The following is a 17,764-nucleotide window of genomic DNA, read 5'->3' on the forward strand; positions in this document are numbered from 1 at the left end:
CTCGGCCGGCCGTCCTCGTTGCAGTGTCCGTAGGAGGGGGCGGATCGGTCGCGGTCGCTCCCACGCTGGAGGGGGCACAGCTGAACGGGATCGCAGGAATGATCATCGCCGCGGGCGGGGGCCGACGGATCGGTGGTCCCGAGGCGCTGCTGCACCAGGGTGAGAAGCCACTGGTCAACCAGATGATCGACACGATGACCGAGGCGGGCTGCGAGCAGATCGTGGTCGTGCTGGGCGCCGCCGCTGAGCAGGTCCGGGAGACCGCCGACCTGGGCGGGGTCACCGTCGTCATCAACAAGGCGTGGGGCACCGGGGTCGGCTCGTCCATCCGGGCCGGCCTGGCCGCCATGGACGACAAGGGGATCGAGGCGGTGGTGGTGGTTCCGGTCGACATGCCCGGGCTGACCGCCGTCGCCGTCCGGCGGGTGGCCGCGCTGCCGTACCCCGATGTGTTGGTCTGCGCCACCTACGAGGGGCTGCGCGGCTACCCGATGCTCTTCGGCCGCCGGCACTGGTCCGGCATCGCCACGCTGGCCAGCGCCGACGTGGGTGCCCGACCGTACCTGCTGGCGCACAAGGACCAGATCGTCGACATCGCGTGCGACTCGGTGGCCGACGGCAGTCGGGTCGACACCCCGGCGTTGATGGAGTTCTACGGGCTCACCGTCCCGCCGCAGCGCGTCGAGGTGTAGACCGCCGACCGGCGGTGTCAGCGCGGCTGGCGCGTGGTGGCCCGTGCCACGACGTGCCAGCGGTGCCGCGTCGAGTCGGCGGTGGGGAGCCCGAGCGCCACGCGTGCGCAGTGGGTGCCCTGGTCGCGCAGGGACTGGGCCAGGGTGGTCAGCCCGGCGTCCGCCGCCGCGTCCGCGTCGTCCCAGCCGGTCAGGGTCAGGTCGTCGGGTACGCGCAGGCCAGCTCGTGCGGCGGCGCGCAGGGCGCCGAGGGCGAGTTCGTCACTCATCGCGGCGATGGCGTCCGGTGGCTCGGTGCCCCGGAGCAGCTCCAGAGCGAAGGTCTCCCCTTCGCTGCCGCGGTTGACCGGGCAGATGGCCAGTCGCAGGTGGCCGGCCGGATGACCGGCGTGCGTCCAGGCGTCGCGGAAACCCTCCCACCGGTGGCGGGTGACCGGGAACCGCACGTCGACCACGTCGTCGCCGGTGAGCAGTTGGCGGGTGCGGTCGCGGTCGAGCGGAAAGCCGAGCACGACTGGACGTAGGGCGTCGGCGAACGCGATCTGCCCGATCGCGGTGGCCGCCGCTCGGTCGTCGATGCCGATCACCGGCATGCCCCGCCCGTGCGGGCCGGCGTGGACCACCGCGGGCAGGCCGGTGTCGGCGACGGCGTCCAGGACGGGATCGTCGTCGCTCGTGGTCCAGACGACGAACCCGTCCACGGCTGCCTGCGCGACGCGCTGGGCGTCGGTGGGCGCTCCGGTGATCGGGACCAGGTTGAGTCCGACGCCCTCCGCGGCACACACGTCGGAGACCCCCGCGAGGAAGCGCGCCGCCTGCGGATCGTCGAAGGCGTAGCTCAACCGCTCGCCGAGCACGACACCGAGGGTGCCGACCCGCCCCCGACGCAGCCCACGGGCGGCCGGGTGCGGCCCGGGATAGCCAAGCTCCCGCGCCGCCGCGCGCACCTTCGCCGCGGCCTCGGCGGAAACCCTTCCGGGCTGGGAGTACGCGTAGGAAACCGTCATCGGCGAGACGCCGGCGGCGCTCGCCACCTGGCGCAGCGTCGGCCGCTTGGGGTTGTCCGCGGGGCGGTTCATGGCACAGACTCTATCTGTGTATCGATACACAACACGGCAGCGGCCGACCACGTCACGGCGGCCGACCGAGACCGAGACGTTCGTCCGGGACGCGCCGACCAGACTCGCGTACGCCGCCCTGGCCTGCTGGACGTTCTGGCTCTACGCCTTCGGGCCGGCGCTGACCCTCCTGCGTGCGGAGCTGGGCTTCTCCTACACGCTGCTCGGCGTCTACGAACTGTTGTTGGCCGCGGGCGCGGCGCTGTCCGCGGTCGGGTTCGTGTGGGCGGCCCGCCGCCTGGCCCGGGGTGCGCTGCTGTGGTGCTCGGCCCTCGCCACGGTGCTCGGCGCCGGTCTGTTCACCCTGGGCCGAAGCACGGCGGTCACCCTGCTCGGAGCCGTCGTGTTCGGCCTGGCCGGCACCACGATGCTCACCGTGGTCCAGGCGGTGCTGTCCGACCGACACGGTGACCGGCGGGACCGGGCGTTGACCGAGGCCAACGTGGGCGCTGGCGCGTCCGCCGTGTTCGCCCCGCTGCTCCTCGGCGCGCTGGCCGCCAGCGCGGTGGGCTGGCGCGCCACGTTCGTGTTGCCGGCCGCCGTCCTCGTGGTGCTGTACCTGCGCTACCGCCGCCAACCGCTCCCGGCGGCGCCGCGCCCCGCCACCGCGACCGGAGACCGGGGCCTGCCGCTGGCCTGCTGGCTGTTCGCCGTGCTGACCGCGGTCAGTTCGGCGATCGAGTTCTGTCTGGTGTACTTCGGCCCCCAGTTGCTCATCCACGCCGGCATGTCCGTCGCCGCCGCCAGCACCGCGCTGAGCAGCAACTACCTCGGCATCCTGGTCGGACGCCTGCTCGGGGCGCGGCTCACCCGCCGCCCCGGCCGCGCGGTCGCGCTGCTGTACGCCTCACTGGCGGTCACCGGTCCCAGCTTCGTGCTGTTCTGGCTGACCGACCAGCCGGCCCTCGCCGTCCTCGGGCTGTTCCTGTGCGGGGTGGGCATCGCCAACCTCTATCCGCTCGCGCTCGCGCTCACCCTCGGCGCGGCCCGCGGGCAGGAGGACCGGGCCAATGCCCGCTCGCAACTGATCCTCGGCGTGGTCGCCGGTGTGTCGCCCTTCCTGCTCGGCAGTCTGGCGGACCGGTACGGGCTGGTCTCCGCCTTCGCCCTCGAACCGGTGCTGATCGGGGGCTGCCTGGTGCTGCTGTGGGGCGGGCTCCGAGTCCAGCGCGGGGGTGATTTCGGCACTAAATAACCTTTTAGGGTGATTCTGCGCCTCGTGCAGCCCCCTGCTGCGAAGCGGCTCGTTACCGGTTCGTGATACTTGGTGAGACAGTGAAAATGAGAGCGCGCACCAGCGTGGGCGTTCGACGCCTCCTTCTGCCCCTGGTGGGAGGGTCGACCGCCGTCGTGCTGGCGCTGCTGGCGACCACCTCCGAGGCCCAGCCCCGGCTAGCCGTCGATCCGGTGGCCGGCACGCAGGGCTTCCTGGTCATGACCGCCGGAGACGCGCGGCTGATCGGCGCCGAGAACGAGGGGACCATCGCGGTCGGGGGCAACCTCAGCTTCGGCAACTATCAGGTCGCCGGGAGCAGCGCCGGCTCGTTTGTGGTGCCGCCGGACAGTAACCCGACGGCCCTGCTGGTGGGCGGCCAGGTCGACTTCGCCGCCAGCGTCCCCGGGTCGCGACTGCAGGTGTTGCAGAACGGCTACGTGAAGATCGGCGACCTGACCGGCACGTTCGTCCGCGACACCGACAACAACAGCGCCGCGGTCAACACCCGGGTCCTGCCGGCGAACGACTACGAGGCATCACCCCGGGTCGAGCTGGTGACCAGGCAACCGGTGGCGAGTGTCGGGCCCTCCTCGCCGCTGGATTTCGGCGGCGCGTTCGAGGGTTTCCGCGCGACCGCCACCAGCCTGGCCACCTGTCAGCAGAACGTCGTGCTGACCACCCCGGAGGGTGCGCCGTTGCCCCGGCCCGTTCCCCCGGGCAGCAACGCCGTGGTCACCCTCGCCCCGGGTGTCACGAACGTGCTCAATCTGTCGGCCAGCGACCTTGCCAACATCTCGGTGCTCACCTTTGCCGACCAGCCCACCCCCGACACGCCACTGCTTGTCAACGTGGACACCAGCGGCGTCGGTGACGCGTTCGTCTGGCGGGTGCCGAACTTCGCCGGGATCGGCGGAGACCAGGCCAGATACATCCTGTTCAACCTCCCGACCGCCACCTCGATCACCCTCACCGAGGACAGCGCGTCCCTGGAGGGCACGATCTACGCGCCCAACGCCGCCCTGAATGCCGCGACGAACGGCAACATCGAGGGCAGCGTCATCAGCCGGACTCTGACGCACGACGGCGGGGAGATCCACGACTTTCCGTTCTCCACGCTGCTGAACTGCTCCCAACCGACGCCGACGCCGACAGCGTCGACGCCGACACCGACACCGTCGACGCCGACGCCCACACCGACGACGCCGACGCCCACACCGACGACGCCGACGCCCACACCGACGACGCCGACGCCCACACCTACCGGGCCGACGCCGACACCGACGGGGCCGACGCCCACACCTACCGGGCCGACCTCCGTACCGACGACCCAGCCGCCGGTGAGCCCGACGGGCTACCCGACCAAGCACCCGTTGCCGGTCACCGGCACCTCGTCCGGGCCAATGCTCGGGATAGGGGCCGCCGGAGTCGGCCTCGGCGTGGCCCTGCTACTGCTGGCCCGACTGAGACTGCGACGTAACGAGAACTGACACTGGCGACGGTGGGCCCAGGACAACGGTCCTGGGCCCACCAACGCCGTGGGGCCGAGTCAGTCCTGTCCCTGGTCCAGCTCGCCCGTGGTGGCGAGCCGCTGGTACCAGTGGGCGCTGTCCTTCCAGGTGCGGACCTGGGTGTCGTAGTCGACCCGGATGATCCCGAACCGACGGTCGTAGCCGTAGCCCCACTCGAAGTTGTCAAGCAGCGACCAGACGAAGTAACCGCGCACGTCCGCGCCCTGCGCGCGGGCGTCGGCCATCGCGCCGATGTGCCGACGCAGGTAGTCGATCCGCCGGTCGTCGTGGATCCGCCCGTCGGCCGACACCACGTCGTCGAACGCCGCACCGTTCTCGGTGATCATCATCGGCTGACTGGGGTATTCGCGGTGCAGGCGCAGCAGCAGCTCGGTCAGGGCCGGCGGGTCGATGTTCCACCCCATCGCCGTGTACGGGCCGGGCTGCGGCAGGAAGTCGACGGTGTCGGCGGCGACCCACGGCGTCGAGGTCGAGGCGCCGTGCCCGTCGGCGTCGGAGCGGGCCGACACCCCGTCCCACGCCCGGACCAGGGTGCTGGAGTAGTAGTTGACCCCGAGCACGTCCAGCGGCACCGCGATCAGCTTCTCGTCACCCGCGCGGACGAACGACCAGTCGGTGACGGACGCGGTGTCGGTCAGCAGGTCGGCCGGGTATTCCCCGTCCAGCATCGGGCCGAGGAACGCGCGGTTGGCCAACGCGTCGATCCGCCGTGCCGCGTCGCGGTCCGCCTCCGAGTCCGATGCCGCCCGGATGACGTGCAGGTTCAACGTCACCGACAACTCGGCGGCCGGCGCCAGCTCCCGGACCACCCGACCGGCCAGCCCGTGCGCGAGGTTGAGGTGGTGCACCGCGGCCAGCGCCGCCGCCGGCTCGGTGCGACCCGGAGCGTGCACACCGGAGGCGTAGCCCAGGTACGCCGAGCACCACGGCTCGTTGAGCGTCGTCCAGGTGTGCACCCGGTCGCCCAGCGCACCGACGATGCCCGCCGCGTACTCCTGGAAGCGCAGCGCGGTCTCCCGCGCCGCCCAGCCACCGGCGTCCTCCAACTCCTGCGGCAGGTCCCAGTGGTACATGGTGGCCACCGGACGGATGCCGCGCTCCAGCAGACCGTCCACCAGCCGGGCGTAGAAGTCGATGCCGGCCTGGTTGAAGCCGCCCGAGCCGCCCGGCTGCACCCGTGGCCAGGAGACCGAGAAACGGTACGCGCTGAGCCCCAGGTCGGCGATGTGCCCGAGGTCGTCGGCCCACCTGTGGTAGTGATCAGCGGCCACGTCGCCGGTGTCGCCGTTGAGCGTCCGACCGGGCGTGTGGCTGTAGGTGTCCCAGATGGACGGTCCGCGCCCGTCCTCCGTGGCGGCGCCCTCGATCTGGTACGCCGCAGTCGCCGACCCCCAGACGAAGCTCTCCGGGAAGTGGTGTCGCGTCATCGTTCCGTCCCCTGGATCTCGCAGCTGTAGCCCGTCGAGGTGCCGGCGACCAGTTCGACACTGGCCGTCGCCGCCTCGTAGCGCACGTCGAACTCGGCGCCCGGCCCGTCCCCGGGTGACGGTACCCGTACCCGGGTCCGCTGCCCCTCGGCCGGTGCGTACAGCCGTAGCCGCACATCGTCGGCCCACTCGTAGTCCGGTCGGTCGGTGCGGGAACCGAACGGAATCACCGCGCCGGGCCGGGCCAACACCGGCAGGCTGTCGATCGCGTGCTTCTCGGTGACCCACGCCGGGCCGGTGACCTGAGCGCCGCTGACCAGGTGCGTCCAGGTGCCGGCGGGCACGTAGTAGGTGACGGTGCCGTCGGCGCTGAACACCGGGGCGACGAGCACGTCCGGGCCGAGCATGTACTGCCGGTCCAGGTGCGCCGTGGCCGGATCGTCCGGGAACTCCAGGAACATCGGGCGCATCACCGGCGTACCGTCGCGGTGCGCCTCCTGCGCGGCGGCCGCCAGGTACGGCATCAGGCCGAGCTTGAGCCGGGTGAAGTGCCGCAGCACGTCGACGGCCTCGTCGTCGAACGCCCACGGCACCCGGTAGGACCCCGAGCCGTGCAGCCGGGAGTGCGAGGAGAGCAACCCGAAGGCGACCCAGCGCTTGAACACCGCCGGATCGGGGGTGCCCTCGAAGCCGCCGATGTCGTGGCTCCAGTAGCCGAAGCCGGACGCGGCCAGGGACAGACCGCCGCGCAGCGACTCGGCCATCGCGACGAACGTCGACTCGCAGTCGCCACCCCAGTGCACCGGGAACTGCTGCCCGCCGGTGGTGGCCGAGCGGGCGAACAACACCGCCTCGCCCTTGCCGCGCTCGGTCTCCAACAGCTCGAAGACCGCCTTGTTGTAGAGGTAGGAGTAGTAGTTGTGCATCCGCTGCGGGTCCGACCCATCGTGCCACACCACGTCGGTCGGGATGCGCTCACCGAAGTCGGTCTTGAAGCAGTCGACGCCCATGTCGAGCAGCGCCTTGAGCTTGCCGGTGAACCAGCGCACCGCGTCCGGGTTGGTGAAGTCGACAAGCGCCATGCCGGCCTGCCACTTGTCCCACTGCCAGACCGAACCGTCCGGGTTGCGGACCAGGTAGCCGGCCTCGCGGCCCTCCTCGAAGAGGTACGACCGCTGCGCGATGTACGGGTTGATCCAGACGCACACCTTCAGGTCACGCTCGTGCAGCCGGCGCAGCATCCCCTCCGGGTCTCCGAAGGTCGCCGGGTCCCAGACGAAGTCGACCCAGTGGAACTGGCGCATCCAGAAGCAGTCGAAGTGGAACACCGACAGCGGCAGCCCGCGCTCGGCCATCCCGTCGACGAACTCGGTCACCGTCTTCTCGTCGTACGAGGTGGTGAACGAGGTGGACAGCCACAGCCCGTACGACCAGGCGGGGATCCGGGCCGGGCGGCCGGTGAGCGCGGTGTAGCGGCGCAACACGTCCTTCGGGGTGGGCCCGTCGACGACGTAGTAGGTGAGCGACTGCCCCTCGACGCTGAACTGGGTCTGCGCGACCACCTCGGAGCCGACCTCGAACGACACGTGCTCCGGGTGGTCCACGAACACCCCGTAGCCGGCGCTGCTGAGATAGAACGGCACGTTCTTGTACGCCTGCTCGCTGGCGGTGCCCCCGTCGGCGTTCCAGATGTCGACGGTCTGCCCGTTCTTCACGAACGGGCCGAAGCGCTCCCCCAACCCGTACACCGTCTCGCCGACGCCGAGGGCGAGCCGCTCGTGCACGTGCCGGCGGCCCTCGGCGTCGGTGACGACGCCGATGCTGCGCCCGGTGGACGCGGTGACCAGCCGGTCGCCGTGCAGGAACTCGACCCGCCACCCGTCGACGAGCGCGACCCGCGCGGTCAGCTCACCCGTGGTCAGCGTCGCGCTGATCCCGGTGACGTCGACGGTGACCGGGTGCGTCTCGTCGGTGCTCAGCCCGAAGTGCGGCTCGCGGGGCAGCCCACCGGTGTGGTGGGCGATGGTCACCCCGACGACGCCGGGGGCGGGGGAGAAGAACCGGACGGTGACCAGGGGCCGGTTCAGGGTGTCGCCGCGACCGGTGACCTGGCCGGCCGGCGCGAAGACGGTGAAGCCGCGCTCGTCCGGCTCGACCGACTCCACGACGCCGGGGCGGAGGACGCTGACACCGGGGCGCAGTTGCCAGTACCCGTCGGTGAACTTCACTTCTCGGCTCCTGCCGTGATGCCGCGCGCCAGGGTGCGCTGGAAGATGAGGAAGAAGAGGATGGCCGGCACCAGGCTGATCAGGGCGCCGGCGTTCGTGGTCGGAGCGTCCATCAGCCGGTCGCCCTGCAACGACGCGAGCGCCACCGGGATGGTCTGCGTCTGGTTGTCGATGAGCATGACAAGCGGGATGAGGAACTCGTTCCACGTCCAGATGAAGAAGAAGATGAGCAGCACCGAGAGGGTGGGGCGCAGGTTGGGGAAGACCACCCGCCACAGCACCGTCCACTTGCCGGCGCCGTCCAGCGCCGCCGCCTCCAGCAGCGAGCGGGGGAACGTGCCCAGCACCGAGGCGAGCAGGTACGTGCCGAACGCGCTCTGGATCACCGTGAAGATGATGATCACCACGAGTCGGGTGTTGTAGAGCCCGACCTCCTTGGCCGCGTAGTACAGCGGGTAGATCAACGCCTCCTGCGGCAGCATGTTGGCCAGCAGGAAGAGACCGACGATCCAGAGCCGGCCGCGGACCCGGCCGATGCCCAGGGCGTACGCGTTGAGCAGTGACACGGTGACGCCGAGCACGGCCACGGAACCGGCGATGAGCGCCGAGTTCCAGAGCTTGAGCGGGAAGTCCACCTCGGTCCAGTAGGTGCGCAGACCCTTCGTGTAGAACTCCGTCGGCCAGCTCAACGGGCCACCCGACGAGTAGTCGCCCGGCGACTTGAACGCGTTGAGCAGCATGAACGCGAACGGCACGAGCATGACCAGCGCGCCGAGGACGACCAGGGCGAGCACCACCCACCGGCTGACGCCGCGGTGGTGTCGATCGGGTACGGGCCGGGTGTGCTTCACCGGCGTGGGGATTGGTGTGAGCGTGACGGCCATGTCAGATCCCCCGGTCCCGGCGCTCGCTGCGCGCCTGCATCCAGATGAAGACCACTGCCACCAGAACGATGATCAGCGTCAGCACCGTGGAGATCGCGGAGCCGTAGCCCACCTGCAACTTCTTGAAGAACGTGTAGTAAGCGAAGTACGACGGCACGTTCGTGGCGTTGTCCGGGCCGCCCCGGGTCAGGGCGAAGATCGGCCCGAACACCTTCAACGCGGCGATGGTGCAGGTCAGCGCCACCACGAACGTCTCCGGCCGGATCTGGGGGAGGGTGATCGCCCGGAACCGGTGCAGCCAGTTCGCGCCGTCGACCTCGGCCGCCTCGTACAGCTCGGGGTCGACCCGCTGGAGCGCCGCCATGAAGACGACCACCGGGTAGCCGATCTGCACCCAGATCATCACCGCCATCACGGCCGGCAGGGCGGTGCCCGGGTCGCCGAGCCAGTCGTGGCGCAGCGCGCCGAGACCGACCGCGTCGAGCAGGCTGTTGAACGCCCCGTCGGGGCGCAGGATCCAGCCCCAGACGATGCCGGCCACCACGACGGGCAGCACCTGCGGAAGGTAGAACGCGGCCCGCAGCGCGGCGGCGGTGCGGGGCTTGAACCGTCGACCGATGACGTCGAAGAGCACCGCGGCCAGCAGCAGCCCGAGCAGTGTGGGCACCACCACCATCGCCACGATCATCCAGACGGTGTTGCGGAACGACGCCCAGAACACGTCGTCCTGCAGCAACTGCTGGTAGTTGTCCAGGCCGACCCACCGGGGGTCGCCGATGCCCGACCACTTGGTCAGCGACAGGTAGAGGGTGCCGATCAGCGGCGCACCGATGACCAGGAGGAAGAGCACCGCTCCGGGGAGCAGGTAGAGCCAGTACGCCGCGTTGCGGCCGCGGCGTCTGCGGCGGGGCGCGGGCGGGGTGGGCGTCGCGGCCGGCGGTGTGGCGGCGACGGTCTCGGAGACTGCCATGGAAGATCCTTCCCGGCGGGGCGGGCGGACGCGCCGGTCGTGCCGGTCGCGCCCGCCGCTCGCCGTGTCACTTGCCGGTGATCTCCTTGACGCCATCGGCGTACGGCTTGGCGATCGTGTCGAGGACCTGGTCGGGAGACTTGGACCCGTTGATCAGGCCCTGGAAGCCGGAGACCAGCACGTCGTAGTAGCCGGGGACCGGCCAGTCCGGGTAGAAGGCGAGCCCGTCGGACTTGCTGACCGTGTTGAAGTCCTCGATCAGCTTGCGGTCCTTCGGGTCGCTGATCTTCGACGCGTCGGCGGCGATCGGGACACCACCGTTGTTGCCGATCAGGTCCTGGATCTCCGGACGCAGGGTGATGTCGATGAAGTCGTACGCCAGGCTCTTGGCCTTGCTGTTCTCCGGGACCACCCACAGGTTGCCGGAGGAGCCGGCCTGCAGGGTGTTGCCGGGGAAGAGGAAGGTGTCCCAGTTGGCCTTCATCTCGGTCTTGAACCGGCCGTACCACCAGCTACCCGAGACGATCATCGGGACCTTGCCGCCGATGAAGGCGGTGCCCATGTCCTCGGCCTTGAGGCTTGCCGAGTTCTTCGCGACGTAGCCCTTCCGCACCCACTGGGCGAAGGTGTCCGCGCCGTACTTGAGCGGGTCGGCCTTGAAGTCGACAGGGTTCTTGTAGAGCTGGTAGTTGTCGACGAACTGCCGGTCGCCCTTGGACAGGGCGAGCTGGTAGAAGAGCTGACCGGCCGGGTACTCGGCGCCGGCCATGCCCAGCGGGGTGATGCCCTTGCCGACGAAGGTGTCCATCGCGGCGGTCATCTCGGCCATGCTCGTCGGCACCTTGACGCCGTTGCGCTGGAACAGGTCCTTGTTGTAGTAGACCGTGACGTACTCGCCGTAGTTCGGCACGCCGAACCACTTGCCCGAGCCCATCACGCCCTTGTCGCTGTAGCGGGCGGTGGTCTGCAGGCTGGGGCTGAGCTTGCCGGCCCAGCCGCGCTTGTCGGCCTCGGCGCTGAGGTCGGAGAGCAGGCCCTGGCTGGAGAGCAGACCGGCGGTCGCGTTGCCCTTGTTGTACTCCATGATGTCCGGGCCTTCGGACGAGTTGATGATCATGCCGGCGTTCTGCTGGATCTGCTCGAACGCCTTACGCTCGAAGCGCACCTCGACGCCCGGGTGCTCGTTCTTGAAGATCTCGATGGCCCGGTTCCAGCCGACCCCCATGGCGCTGTTCTCGCTCTCGTAGTGCCAGAGCTTGAGAACCTTGGCGTCGCTGTCGTCCCCGTTGTCACCACCGCCGCAGGCGGCCACGGTTGTCGTCGCGGTCGCCGCCAGGGCGAGCGCGGCGACGATCCGGCGGAATCGCTGCATTACTATCCTCCTCGTTGAGTATCTAGCGGTACTGCATCGGGGCCCGTCGTCGCGTTGCCGCGCGGCGGCGGGCCGTTTCTACTGATCAGCCCCCATGAGGTGGCGGCTTCGTGGTGCGGCTGTCGAGCCCCGGATCTCCAGCGCGCACGGCAGCAGTTGTTGGTGGAGCCGACTGCCGGCGCCGTCCAGGTGGCGCACCAGCGCCTCGATCGCGATCCGACCCAGCGCCGAACCGGGCGACGTCATCGCGGTCAGCGCCGGGGTCGCCAGTTCGGCCACCTGCGGCGAGGTGACCATCGAGACGACGGAGACGTCGTCGGGCACCGACAACCCGCGGCCGGTCAGCTCGCCGAGAATGCCGAAGATCGCGGTCTCGTTCATGGCCAGCACGGCGGTCAGCTCCGGGGCCCGCGCGAACGCGTCGGCCAGGGCGGCACGACCGCCGGCGGCGCTGTCCTCGGCCGTGATCATCAGCGGGTCGAGGCCGTGTGCGGTCATCGCCGCGACGAAGGCGTCCCGGGTACGCAGCGCGGGCCCGTAACCGCTGGCGACCGTCGCGGCCGAGTGGTTGACATAGACGATCCGCCGGTGCCCGAGGCCGACCAGGTGCGCGACGGCCTCCCGGACGGTCTGGTCGAAGTCGATGTCGACGTAGGAGAGCGCGCTGGTGTCGCCGGTCCGACCGATCAACACAAGCGGCACGCCGGCCTCCTGGACCACGGCGACCCGTTCGTCGGCGAGCTGGACCTCCATCAACACGACGCCGTCCAGCATCCGCTGGGTGGCCAGCCGCCGCAGGTCGTCGAGGTCGCCGCCGCCGACCGGCGAGAGCACCAGGTGGTAGCCGGCCGCGCTGGCCGCCGAGGCGGCGCCGGTGACGAAGGCGGTTTCCGTGGCGCCGAGGCCGCGCTCGTCCATCGGCATGAGCAGGCCGAGGATGCGGCTACGCCGGCTGGCCAGGCCACGGGCCATCGCGTTGGGCTGGTAGTCGAGCTCCGCCATCGCGGCGAGCACCTTGGCCCGGGTGGCCTGGGAGATCGGCCGAGCGCCGGTGAGCACGTACGAGACGGTGCTGACCGAGACCTGCGCGAGGCGGGCGACGTCGTGCATGGTGGCCACGCGTGCCTCCTTCGGCCGGGTCGGGACCGCCCCCGTCTGTGCGTCGAAACGTTTCGACGAAGCGGTTCGACAGGACGCTAGGCCACCTGTTACGGCGACGTCAATAGCCGATGTCGAAAACAATTCAGCGGTCCCGCGACACCCCGCGCCCGCCCCTCCACGGCGCCTCGCGCCCCACTGGTGGGTCCCCCGCTGCGTCCCGGAGGGGGCACCCCGCATGATCGTGCTCGATCCTGGTTGTAGTCCCCTCGGCTGGCAACGGAGGCCACTACAACAAGGATCGAGCACGATCTTGGGGGCAAGGGCAAGGGCAAGGGCAAGGGCAAGGGCAAGGGCGAGGGCGAGGGCGAGGGCGCGGGCAAGGGCGCGGGCAAGGGCGCGGGCAAGGGCGCGGGCAAGGGCGAGGCGGCATCGCGCTCAGGCATCCCGCACCGCGGACCGCACACCCCGCACCGCGTGCCTTCCAAGATCTGCGCAACTTCACCGATGTTGCTGCCTCCGGCGCGCGGGAGGCAGCAACATCCCTGATCTTGAGCGGATCTTGCTCGCCGGGCTCGCCGGGCTCGCCGGGCTCGCCGGGCTCGCCGGGCTCGCCGGGCTCGCCACGCTCGCCGGGCTCGCCGTGCGGTGCGCGGGGGCGGTGCGGGGAGTGGCGCGGGGGCGGGTTGGTCAGAGGTCGATGTCGAACCGGCTCAGCACCGAGGGCGCGATCAGGCCGACGGTGGCGAGCGCCGAGACGACTGTCAGCGCGATGCGCATCCCGACCACCTCGGCTTTGCTGCCGACCCGCAGGGCGATGCTGTTCGGTAGGCCGATCATCATCCACATCCGCCGCTTGATCGGGATTGGCCAGAGGATCGGCACGCCCGCTCTGGTGATCATGTCGCCGAGGATGTGCACGAAGCAGCCCACGCCCAGGGCCGTGCCGATCAGCGGATAGCCGCGACCTCCCGGCAGGTTGGCGAAGGTGAACCAGGCGGCCCCGGCCGAGGCGAGGGTGATGATCACCCATCCGGCGCGTTCGGCCCACTCGTCGAACAGCCCCCGCATCGCCAGGCCGAACATGAAGAACAGGATGGTGATGACGGCCCACTTGCCGTACGCGGCGCAGAGCGCGGTGGTGCCCCAGCCAACCAGCAGGGTGAACGGCAGCGTGTGGGTGAGCGTCCGGTGCCCGTTGTTGCGGCGGGGGTCTCTGCTGAGCTTCGTGGCGTAGTAGACCCCGAGCGAGATCTTCTCCATCACCTCGGCGGCGAAGAGCGAGAAGACGCCGAAGGTACGAGCCACCGTGGCCCCACCCTGGTTCTTGGTCACCTTGCCCGACATGTCGAGGTCGGGAAAGAGCGCGCCACCGGCACACACCGCGGTGCCCACCGCCAACGCGAGCGGCGACTGGTGATAGTCGGCGAACTGGTCCAGTGCCCAGGACCCGGCCAACCACGCCGCCGCGCCGGACAGCGCGTGTTGCGGTCCCATCATCTCGGCTCACCCTCCCCAGGGATCTTGAGCGCCAAAACTACGCCACTGTAGTCAGCGTCGGCGCCGCAGGGGCATCACCCGGAAGGTCCACATCGGACACGGTCACATCGCGGGGGTGAAGCTCTGCCGGATCATCGGCAAGTATGCCGCGTTGACCTGCCAGTCGAACTCTTTTGTCAACCACGAGACGGTGTAGGAACGGTCGGCCGAGGTGTTGGCCAGCAACCGGAAACTGTGCAGTTGTTCGCCGGCGGCGTTCTCCCAGCCGCACTCCCAGACCGCGCCGCCCTCGAAGATGTCCATCGCGGAGATGTCCACCCGGAGGTAGCCGTTCAGCAGCGCCTCGCCGGTGGTGAGCCGGGCCTCCTCGGCCTCCCAGTACGCCACCGGGTCGGCCCGCGCCGGCCCCGCCTCGACACTGAGCACCCGGGCGCCGTCGTGCTCCCGGAAGCAGGTCACGGCCCCCTCGGTCCAGCGCGTCCAGCCCACCGGCACGGCGATCCGAAACCCGGTCGGATCGTCGTGCCAGGTCCAGCCCTGGCGCAGTTGGTACGGCGCGTTCGCCGGGCGCGACACCGAAGCCACCGGAGTGGCAGTCGACGGCGGTGGCGCCGCGCAGGCGAACGCGGCCGGCCGGGGCGTCGGCGCGCCGCCTCCCGACCCCGACGGTGGTGTCCGCTCGCTGTCGTGGTCGACAAGTGCCAGCGTCACGGCCGCGGCGGCGAGCACGGCGGTGGCCGCTGCGCCCAGGACGAGCAGACGCCGTTTGCCGGGCCGTTTCTCCGGCGGGCGAGCGGGTGTCCGCGAATCGCCGGGTGGGGTGTCCGGCTCGGCCCGGTCGGGCAGGACGGACCGGCTCGCGTCGCGCACCGCGGCCACCGCCGAGGACCGCGCCGGCCCGACCGGCTGGTCGTGGCTCGCCGCGGCACTGCGCAGCAGCGGCTCCACCTCGGTGGCGGTCAACCGCCGCCAGGGGTCGCGTTGCAGCAGGCCGTTGAGCGCGGGGCGCAACGGACCGGCGCGGCGCATCGGGTCCGGTGGGTCGGTGGCCAGCGCGCTGAGGGTCGCCATCGCGCTGGACCGGGCGTACGGTGACTGGCCCTCGACCGTCGCGTAGAGCGTCGCTCCCAACGACCACATGTCGGTACGCGGATCCGACACCCCCTCGCGGGCCCGCTCCGGCGCGACGAACTGCGGTGAGCCGAGCACCGTGCCCGGCCCGGTCATCGCACCCTCACCACCGTCGAAGGTGGCCAGCCCGAAGTCGGTGAGCACCACCCGCCCGTCGTCGGCGACGAGCACGTTGTGCGGCTTCACGTCGCGGTGCAGCACCCCGGCGGCGTGCGCGGCCCGCAGTGCGGCGAGCACCGCCAATCCGATCTGGGCGGTGCGCTGCGGGCTCAGGGGGCCCTCGGCGCCGATGATCTGCTGCACCGACCGGGACGGCACGTACTCCATCACGATCCACGGGCTCTCCCGGTCGTGCACCACGTCGTAGATCCGGACGACGTTCGGGTGGTTGAGCCGGGCCGCCGTGCGTGCCTCGCGCAACGTCCGCAGCCGCGACTCCTCGCGCTCGGCCTCGGCCAGCCAGGACGGCGGCACGACCTCCTTCACGGCGACGTCGCGGTGCAGCATCTCGTCACGAGCAAGCCACACCCGACCCATCCCGCCGGTGCCGACCAGGTCGAGCAGCCGGTACCGACCCGCGATCAGCAACTGATGCACGGTCGCTCCCCCTTGGTCACCCCGGGTTACACGATAGCCACAGGTGCCGGCATTCTCATCCGCTGAGCGGCCTCGATCCACGCCGGACGGTGGCCCGGATCATGGCCGTACGGTGCAGGTCAGCGGGGTGGTCGGAAACTCTTTCGCACCACCGCCCAGTCGGCGTCGGCCGCCGCCCAGTCCTCGTCGGCGGTGATCCAACCCAACGTCCAGGGGTCGGTGCCGACGACGAGTTGTCGGGCGTGCAGCAGTGGCCCGTTCGGCGCCCTCCAGCGGCACTCCCACTCCGCGCCCCCGTCGCTCGGGGCGAGCCGGATCTCGTCGTACTCCGGTAGTGCCCCGGCCCCGTCCGCCGCGTCGCGGACCGCCCGCAAGCCGGCCAGCGGATCGGCGGCGCCACCCGCGGCGACGCTGAACGCCCGCCCGGTCGCCGGGTCCTGGAAACAGGCCACCACCCCGTCCCGGGAGTAGTGCCAGGTCGCCGGCACGGAGACCCGGAAGCCGGCGGCGTCGGCGTGCCAGACCCAGCCGGACGGCGGCCGGAACCGTTCGCCGGAAGCCGGCACGCGGGCCGGCACCGGCGCGCCGGCGATGTCCGGGCGGACGCAGGCGAACGGTGGTGGGGGCACGGCGGGTCCGCCGGGCGGTGGTCGGCGACGGTCCGGGCCGGGACCGTACGGGCCGTCCCGCGCCCCGCCGCCCGGCGGGGCGTACGGCGGTGGGTTGGAGGGTCGGGCGACGGTGTCGGTGGGCTGGTCGGCGGTGATGGCCAGCGCGGTGCCGACACCGGCGGCCACGGCCACCAGGAGGGCCACGGCGACCAGCGCGGCCCGCCGCGTCGTGCGCCGCCTCGTCGATCCGTCGGGCACCGTAACCGCGGTGCCCGGTCCGGCGGCCGGACCGGGCTGGGGCAGCGGAATGGTCAGCTCCTGACCGGCCAGCTCGTCGGCCCCGGCGGGCGCTTCCTCCGTCGTCAGGTCGAGCCGGCCCGCCGACCCCGACCCCGACGTGGACCCCGATCCCGATGCCGACCCCGACCCCGACCGCGACCCCGTCCCCGACCGCGACGGCGACCCCGTCCCCGACCGTGACCCCGACCCCGACGTGGGCGCGGACCCCGACGCCGAGGTGGACTCCGACGCTGGCGTCGGGGTCGGGTCGGTGTGGCCGGTCGCGGCGCGGACCAGCAACCGGCGGGCCGCGTCGTGGTCGAGGCGGTCGCGCGGGTCGCGGCGCAGCAACCCCGCGAGTACCGGCGCGAGCGCCCCGGCGTGCGGTGCCGGGTCCGGCGGTCCGGCGGCCAGTGCGCTCAGGGTGGCCATCGCGGTGCTGCGGGCGTACGGGGAGCGGCCCTCCACGGCGGCGTGCAGGGTCGCCCCGAGCGACCACAGGTCGGCGGCGACAGTGGACGCACCCTCGGCGGCGCGCTCCGGGGCGACGTACTGCGGGGAGCCGAGAACCATGCCGGGGCGGGTCGTCACGCCGTCGCCGCCGTCGAAGGTGGCCAGCCCGAAGTCGGTGAGCATCACCCGCCCGTCGTGCGCCACCAGCACGTTCTGGGGCTTGATGTCGCGGTGCAGCACCCCGGCGGTGTGCGCGGCGTGCAGCGCGTCGAGGACGGCGAGGCCGATCCGGGCGGCGTGCGACGGCTCCAGTGGCCCCTCGGCGTCCACCAGGTCCTGAAGTGTGCGGGAGGGGACGTACTCCATCACGATCCACGGGCTGCCGTCGACCGGGATGACGTCGTAGAGCCGGACCACGGCGGGATGGTTGAGCCGGGCCGCGGCGCGCGCCTCCCGCAGGGTGCGCGAGCGCACCTCGGCCCGCTCGTGGTCGGTCAACCACGTCGGCGGCACGATTTCCTTGACCGCGACCTCGCGGTGCAGCATCTCGTCGCGGGCCAGCCACACCCGACCCATGCCCCCGCGCCCCACCAGGTCGAGCAGCCGGTACCGACCGGCGATCAGCACCTGCGCACGCTCCTCCTCAACCGCTGTCCGGG

The 17,764-nt window shown here is 71.3% G+C and carries 13 protein-coding genes; 3 read left to right on the forward strand and 10 right to left on the reverse strand.

The features are described 5' to 3' along the window. Positions 1-98: 98 nt before the first annotated feature. Positions 99-692 carry a nucleotidyltransferase family protein gene (locus ACPXBU_RS25155; protein WP_393362713.1) on the forward strand — a complete coding sequence of 198 codons (594 nt, stop codon included), beginning with the start codon at positions 99-101 and terminating at the stop codon, positions 690-692. A gap of 17 nt (positions 693-709) precedes the next feature. Here ACPXBU_RS25155 and ACPXBU_RS25160 read toward each other — a convergent pair whose 3' ends face one another. Next, positions 710-1,771 (reverse strand): LacI family DNA-binding transcriptional regulator, encoded by a 1,062-nt coding sequence (locus ACPXBU_RS25160; RefSeq protein ID WP_425759904.1) that lies wholly within the window; start codon positions 1,769-1,771, stop codon positions 710-712. 16 nt (positions 1,772-1,787) lie between these two features. Here ACPXBU_RS25160 and ACPXBU_RS25165 point away from each other — a divergent pair, with 16 nt between their 5' ends. Together ACPXBU_RS25165 and ACPXBU_RS25170 are read left to right on the forward strand one after the other, a co-directional pair. Next, the gene (locus ACPXBU_RS25165; RefSeq protein WP_425759905.1) at positions 1,788-3,005 is read left to right on the forward strand and encodes an MFS transporter; all 1,218 of its coding nucleotides are present in this window, start codon (positions 1,788-1,790) and stop codon (positions 3,003-3,005) included. Positions 3,006-3,091: 86 nt separating this feature from the next. Further along, positions 3,092-4,513: a collagen-binding domain-containing protein gene (locus ACPXBU_RS25170; RefSeq protein ID WP_425759906.1), complete on the forward strand. Its 1,422-nt coding sequence runs from the start codon at positions 3,092-3,094 to the stop codon at positions 4,511-4,513. Positions 4,514-4,572: 59 nt separating this feature from the next. Here ACPXBU_RS25170 and ACPXBU_RS25175 read toward each other — a convergent pair whose 3' ends face one another. The 9 genes from ACPXBU_RS25175 to ACPXBU_RS25215 form a co-directional block, all read right to left on the reverse strand. After that, complete coding sequence (locus ACPXBU_RS25175; RefSeq protein WP_425759907.1) at positions 4,573-5,982, reverse strand: GH1 family beta-glucosidase; 1,410 nt, start codon at positions 5,980-5,982, stop codon at positions 4,573-4,575. Then, complete coding sequence (yicI, locus tag ACPXBU_RS25180) at positions 5,979-8,210, reverse strand: alpha-xylosidase (RefSeq protein WP_425759908.1); 2,232 nt, start codon at positions 8,208-8,210, stop codon at positions 5,979-5,981. The genes ACPXBU_RS25175 and yicI overlap by 4 nt, the downstream gene beginning before the upstream one ends. Further along, positions 8,207-9,094, reverse strand: coding sequence for a carbohydrate ABC transporter permease (locus tag ACPXBU_RS25185; protein ID WP_393362693.1), 888 nt, complete (start codon positions 9,092-9,094; stop codon positions 8,207-8,209). Before ACPXBU_RS25185 ends, yicI begins: the two co-directional genes overlap by 4 nt. A gap of 1 nt (position 9,095) precedes the next feature. Further along, positions 9,096-10,064, reverse strand: a complete 969-nt coding sequence (locus ACPXBU_RS25190) for a carbohydrate ABC transporter permease (RefSeq protein ID WP_393362690.1) — start codon at positions 10,062-10,064, stop codon at positions 9,096-9,098. Between the two features lie 67 nt (positions 10,065-10,131). After that, a complete protein-coding gene (locus tag ACPXBU_RS25195) occupies positions 10,132-11,436 on the reverse strand; it encodes an ABC transporter substrate-binding protein (RefSeq protein WP_425759909.1) in 1,305 nt (434 codons plus the stop codon). Positions 11,437-11,514: 78 nt separating this feature from the next. Further along, the gene (locus tag ACPXBU_RS25200) at positions 11,515-12,546 is read right to left on the reverse strand and encodes a LacI family DNA-binding transcriptional regulator (protein WP_425760043.1); all 1,032 of its coding nucleotides are present in this window, start codon (positions 12,544-12,546) and stop codon (positions 11,515-11,517) included. Positions 12,547-13,224: 678 nt separating this feature from the next. Continuing rightward, entirely contained in the window at positions 13,225-14,034 is an 810-nt protein-coding gene (locus ACPXBU_RS25205) for a metal-dependent hydrolase (RefSeq protein ID WP_425759910.1), read from the reverse strand. 102 nt (positions 14,035-14,136) lie between these two features. Continuing rightward, positions 14,137-15,762, reverse strand: coding sequence for a serine/threonine-protein kinase (locus tag ACPXBU_RS25210; RefSeq protein WP_425759911.1), 1,626 nt, complete (start codon positions 15,760-15,762; stop codon positions 14,137-14,139). Between the two features lie 119 nt (positions 15,763-15,881). After that, positions 15,882-17,732 (reverse strand): serine/threonine-protein kinase, encoded by a 1,851-nt coding sequence (locus ACPXBU_RS25215; protein WP_425759912.1) that lies wholly within the window; start codon positions 17,730-17,732, stop codon positions 15,882-15,884. Positions 17,733-17,764: the final 32 nt, after the last annotated feature.

Source organism: Micromonospora sp. DT231, assembly GCF_049847025.1.
Taxonomy (GTDB): domain Bacteria; phylum Actinomycetota; class Actinomycetes; order Mycobacteriales; family Micromonosporaceae; genus Micromonospora.

What these genes read in the sequence shown, in the direction of transcription:
- ACPXBU_RS25190 (WP_393362690.1), bottom strand. Translation starts at nt 10,064, where the DNA reads ATGGCAGTCTCCGAGACCGTCGCCGCCACACCGCCGGCCGCGACGCCC.
- ACPXBU_RS25185 (WP_393362693.1), bottom strand. Translation starts at nt 9,094, where the DNA reads ATGGCCGTCACGCTCACACCAATCCCCACGCCGGTGAAGCACACCCGG.
- ACPXBU_RS25175 (WP_425759907.1), bottom strand. Translation starts at nt 5,982, where the DNA reads ATGACGCGACACCACTTCCCGGAGAGCTTCGTCTGGGGGTCGGCGACT.
- ACPXBU_RS25200 (WP_425760043.1), bottom strand. Translation starts at nt 12,546, where the DNA reads ATGCACGACGTCGCCCGCCTCGCGCAGGTCTCGGTCAGCACCGTCTCG.
- ACPXBU_RS25170 (WP_425759906.1), top strand. Translation starts at nt 3,092, where the DNA reads ATGAGAGCGCGCACCAGCGTGGGCGTTCGACGCCTCCTTCTGCCCCTG.
- ACPXBU_RS25205 (WP_425759910.1), bottom strand. Translation starts at nt 14,034, where the DNA reads ATGATGGGACCGCAACACGCGCTGTCCGGCGCGGCGGCGTGGTTGGCC.
- ACPXBU_RS25195 (WP_425759909.1), bottom strand. Translation starts at nt 11,436, where the DNA reads ATGCAGCGATTCCGCCGGATCGTCGCCGCGCTCGCCCTGGCGGCGACC.
- ACPXBU_RS25155 (WP_393362713.1), top strand. Translation starts at nt 99, where the DNA reads ATGATCATCGCCGCGGGCGGGGGCCGACGGATCGGTGGTCCCGAGGCG.
- ACPXBU_RS25160 (WP_425759904.1), bottom strand. Translation starts at nt 1,771, where the DNA reads ATGAACCGCCCCGCGGACAACCCCAAGCGGCCGACGCTGCGCCAGGTG.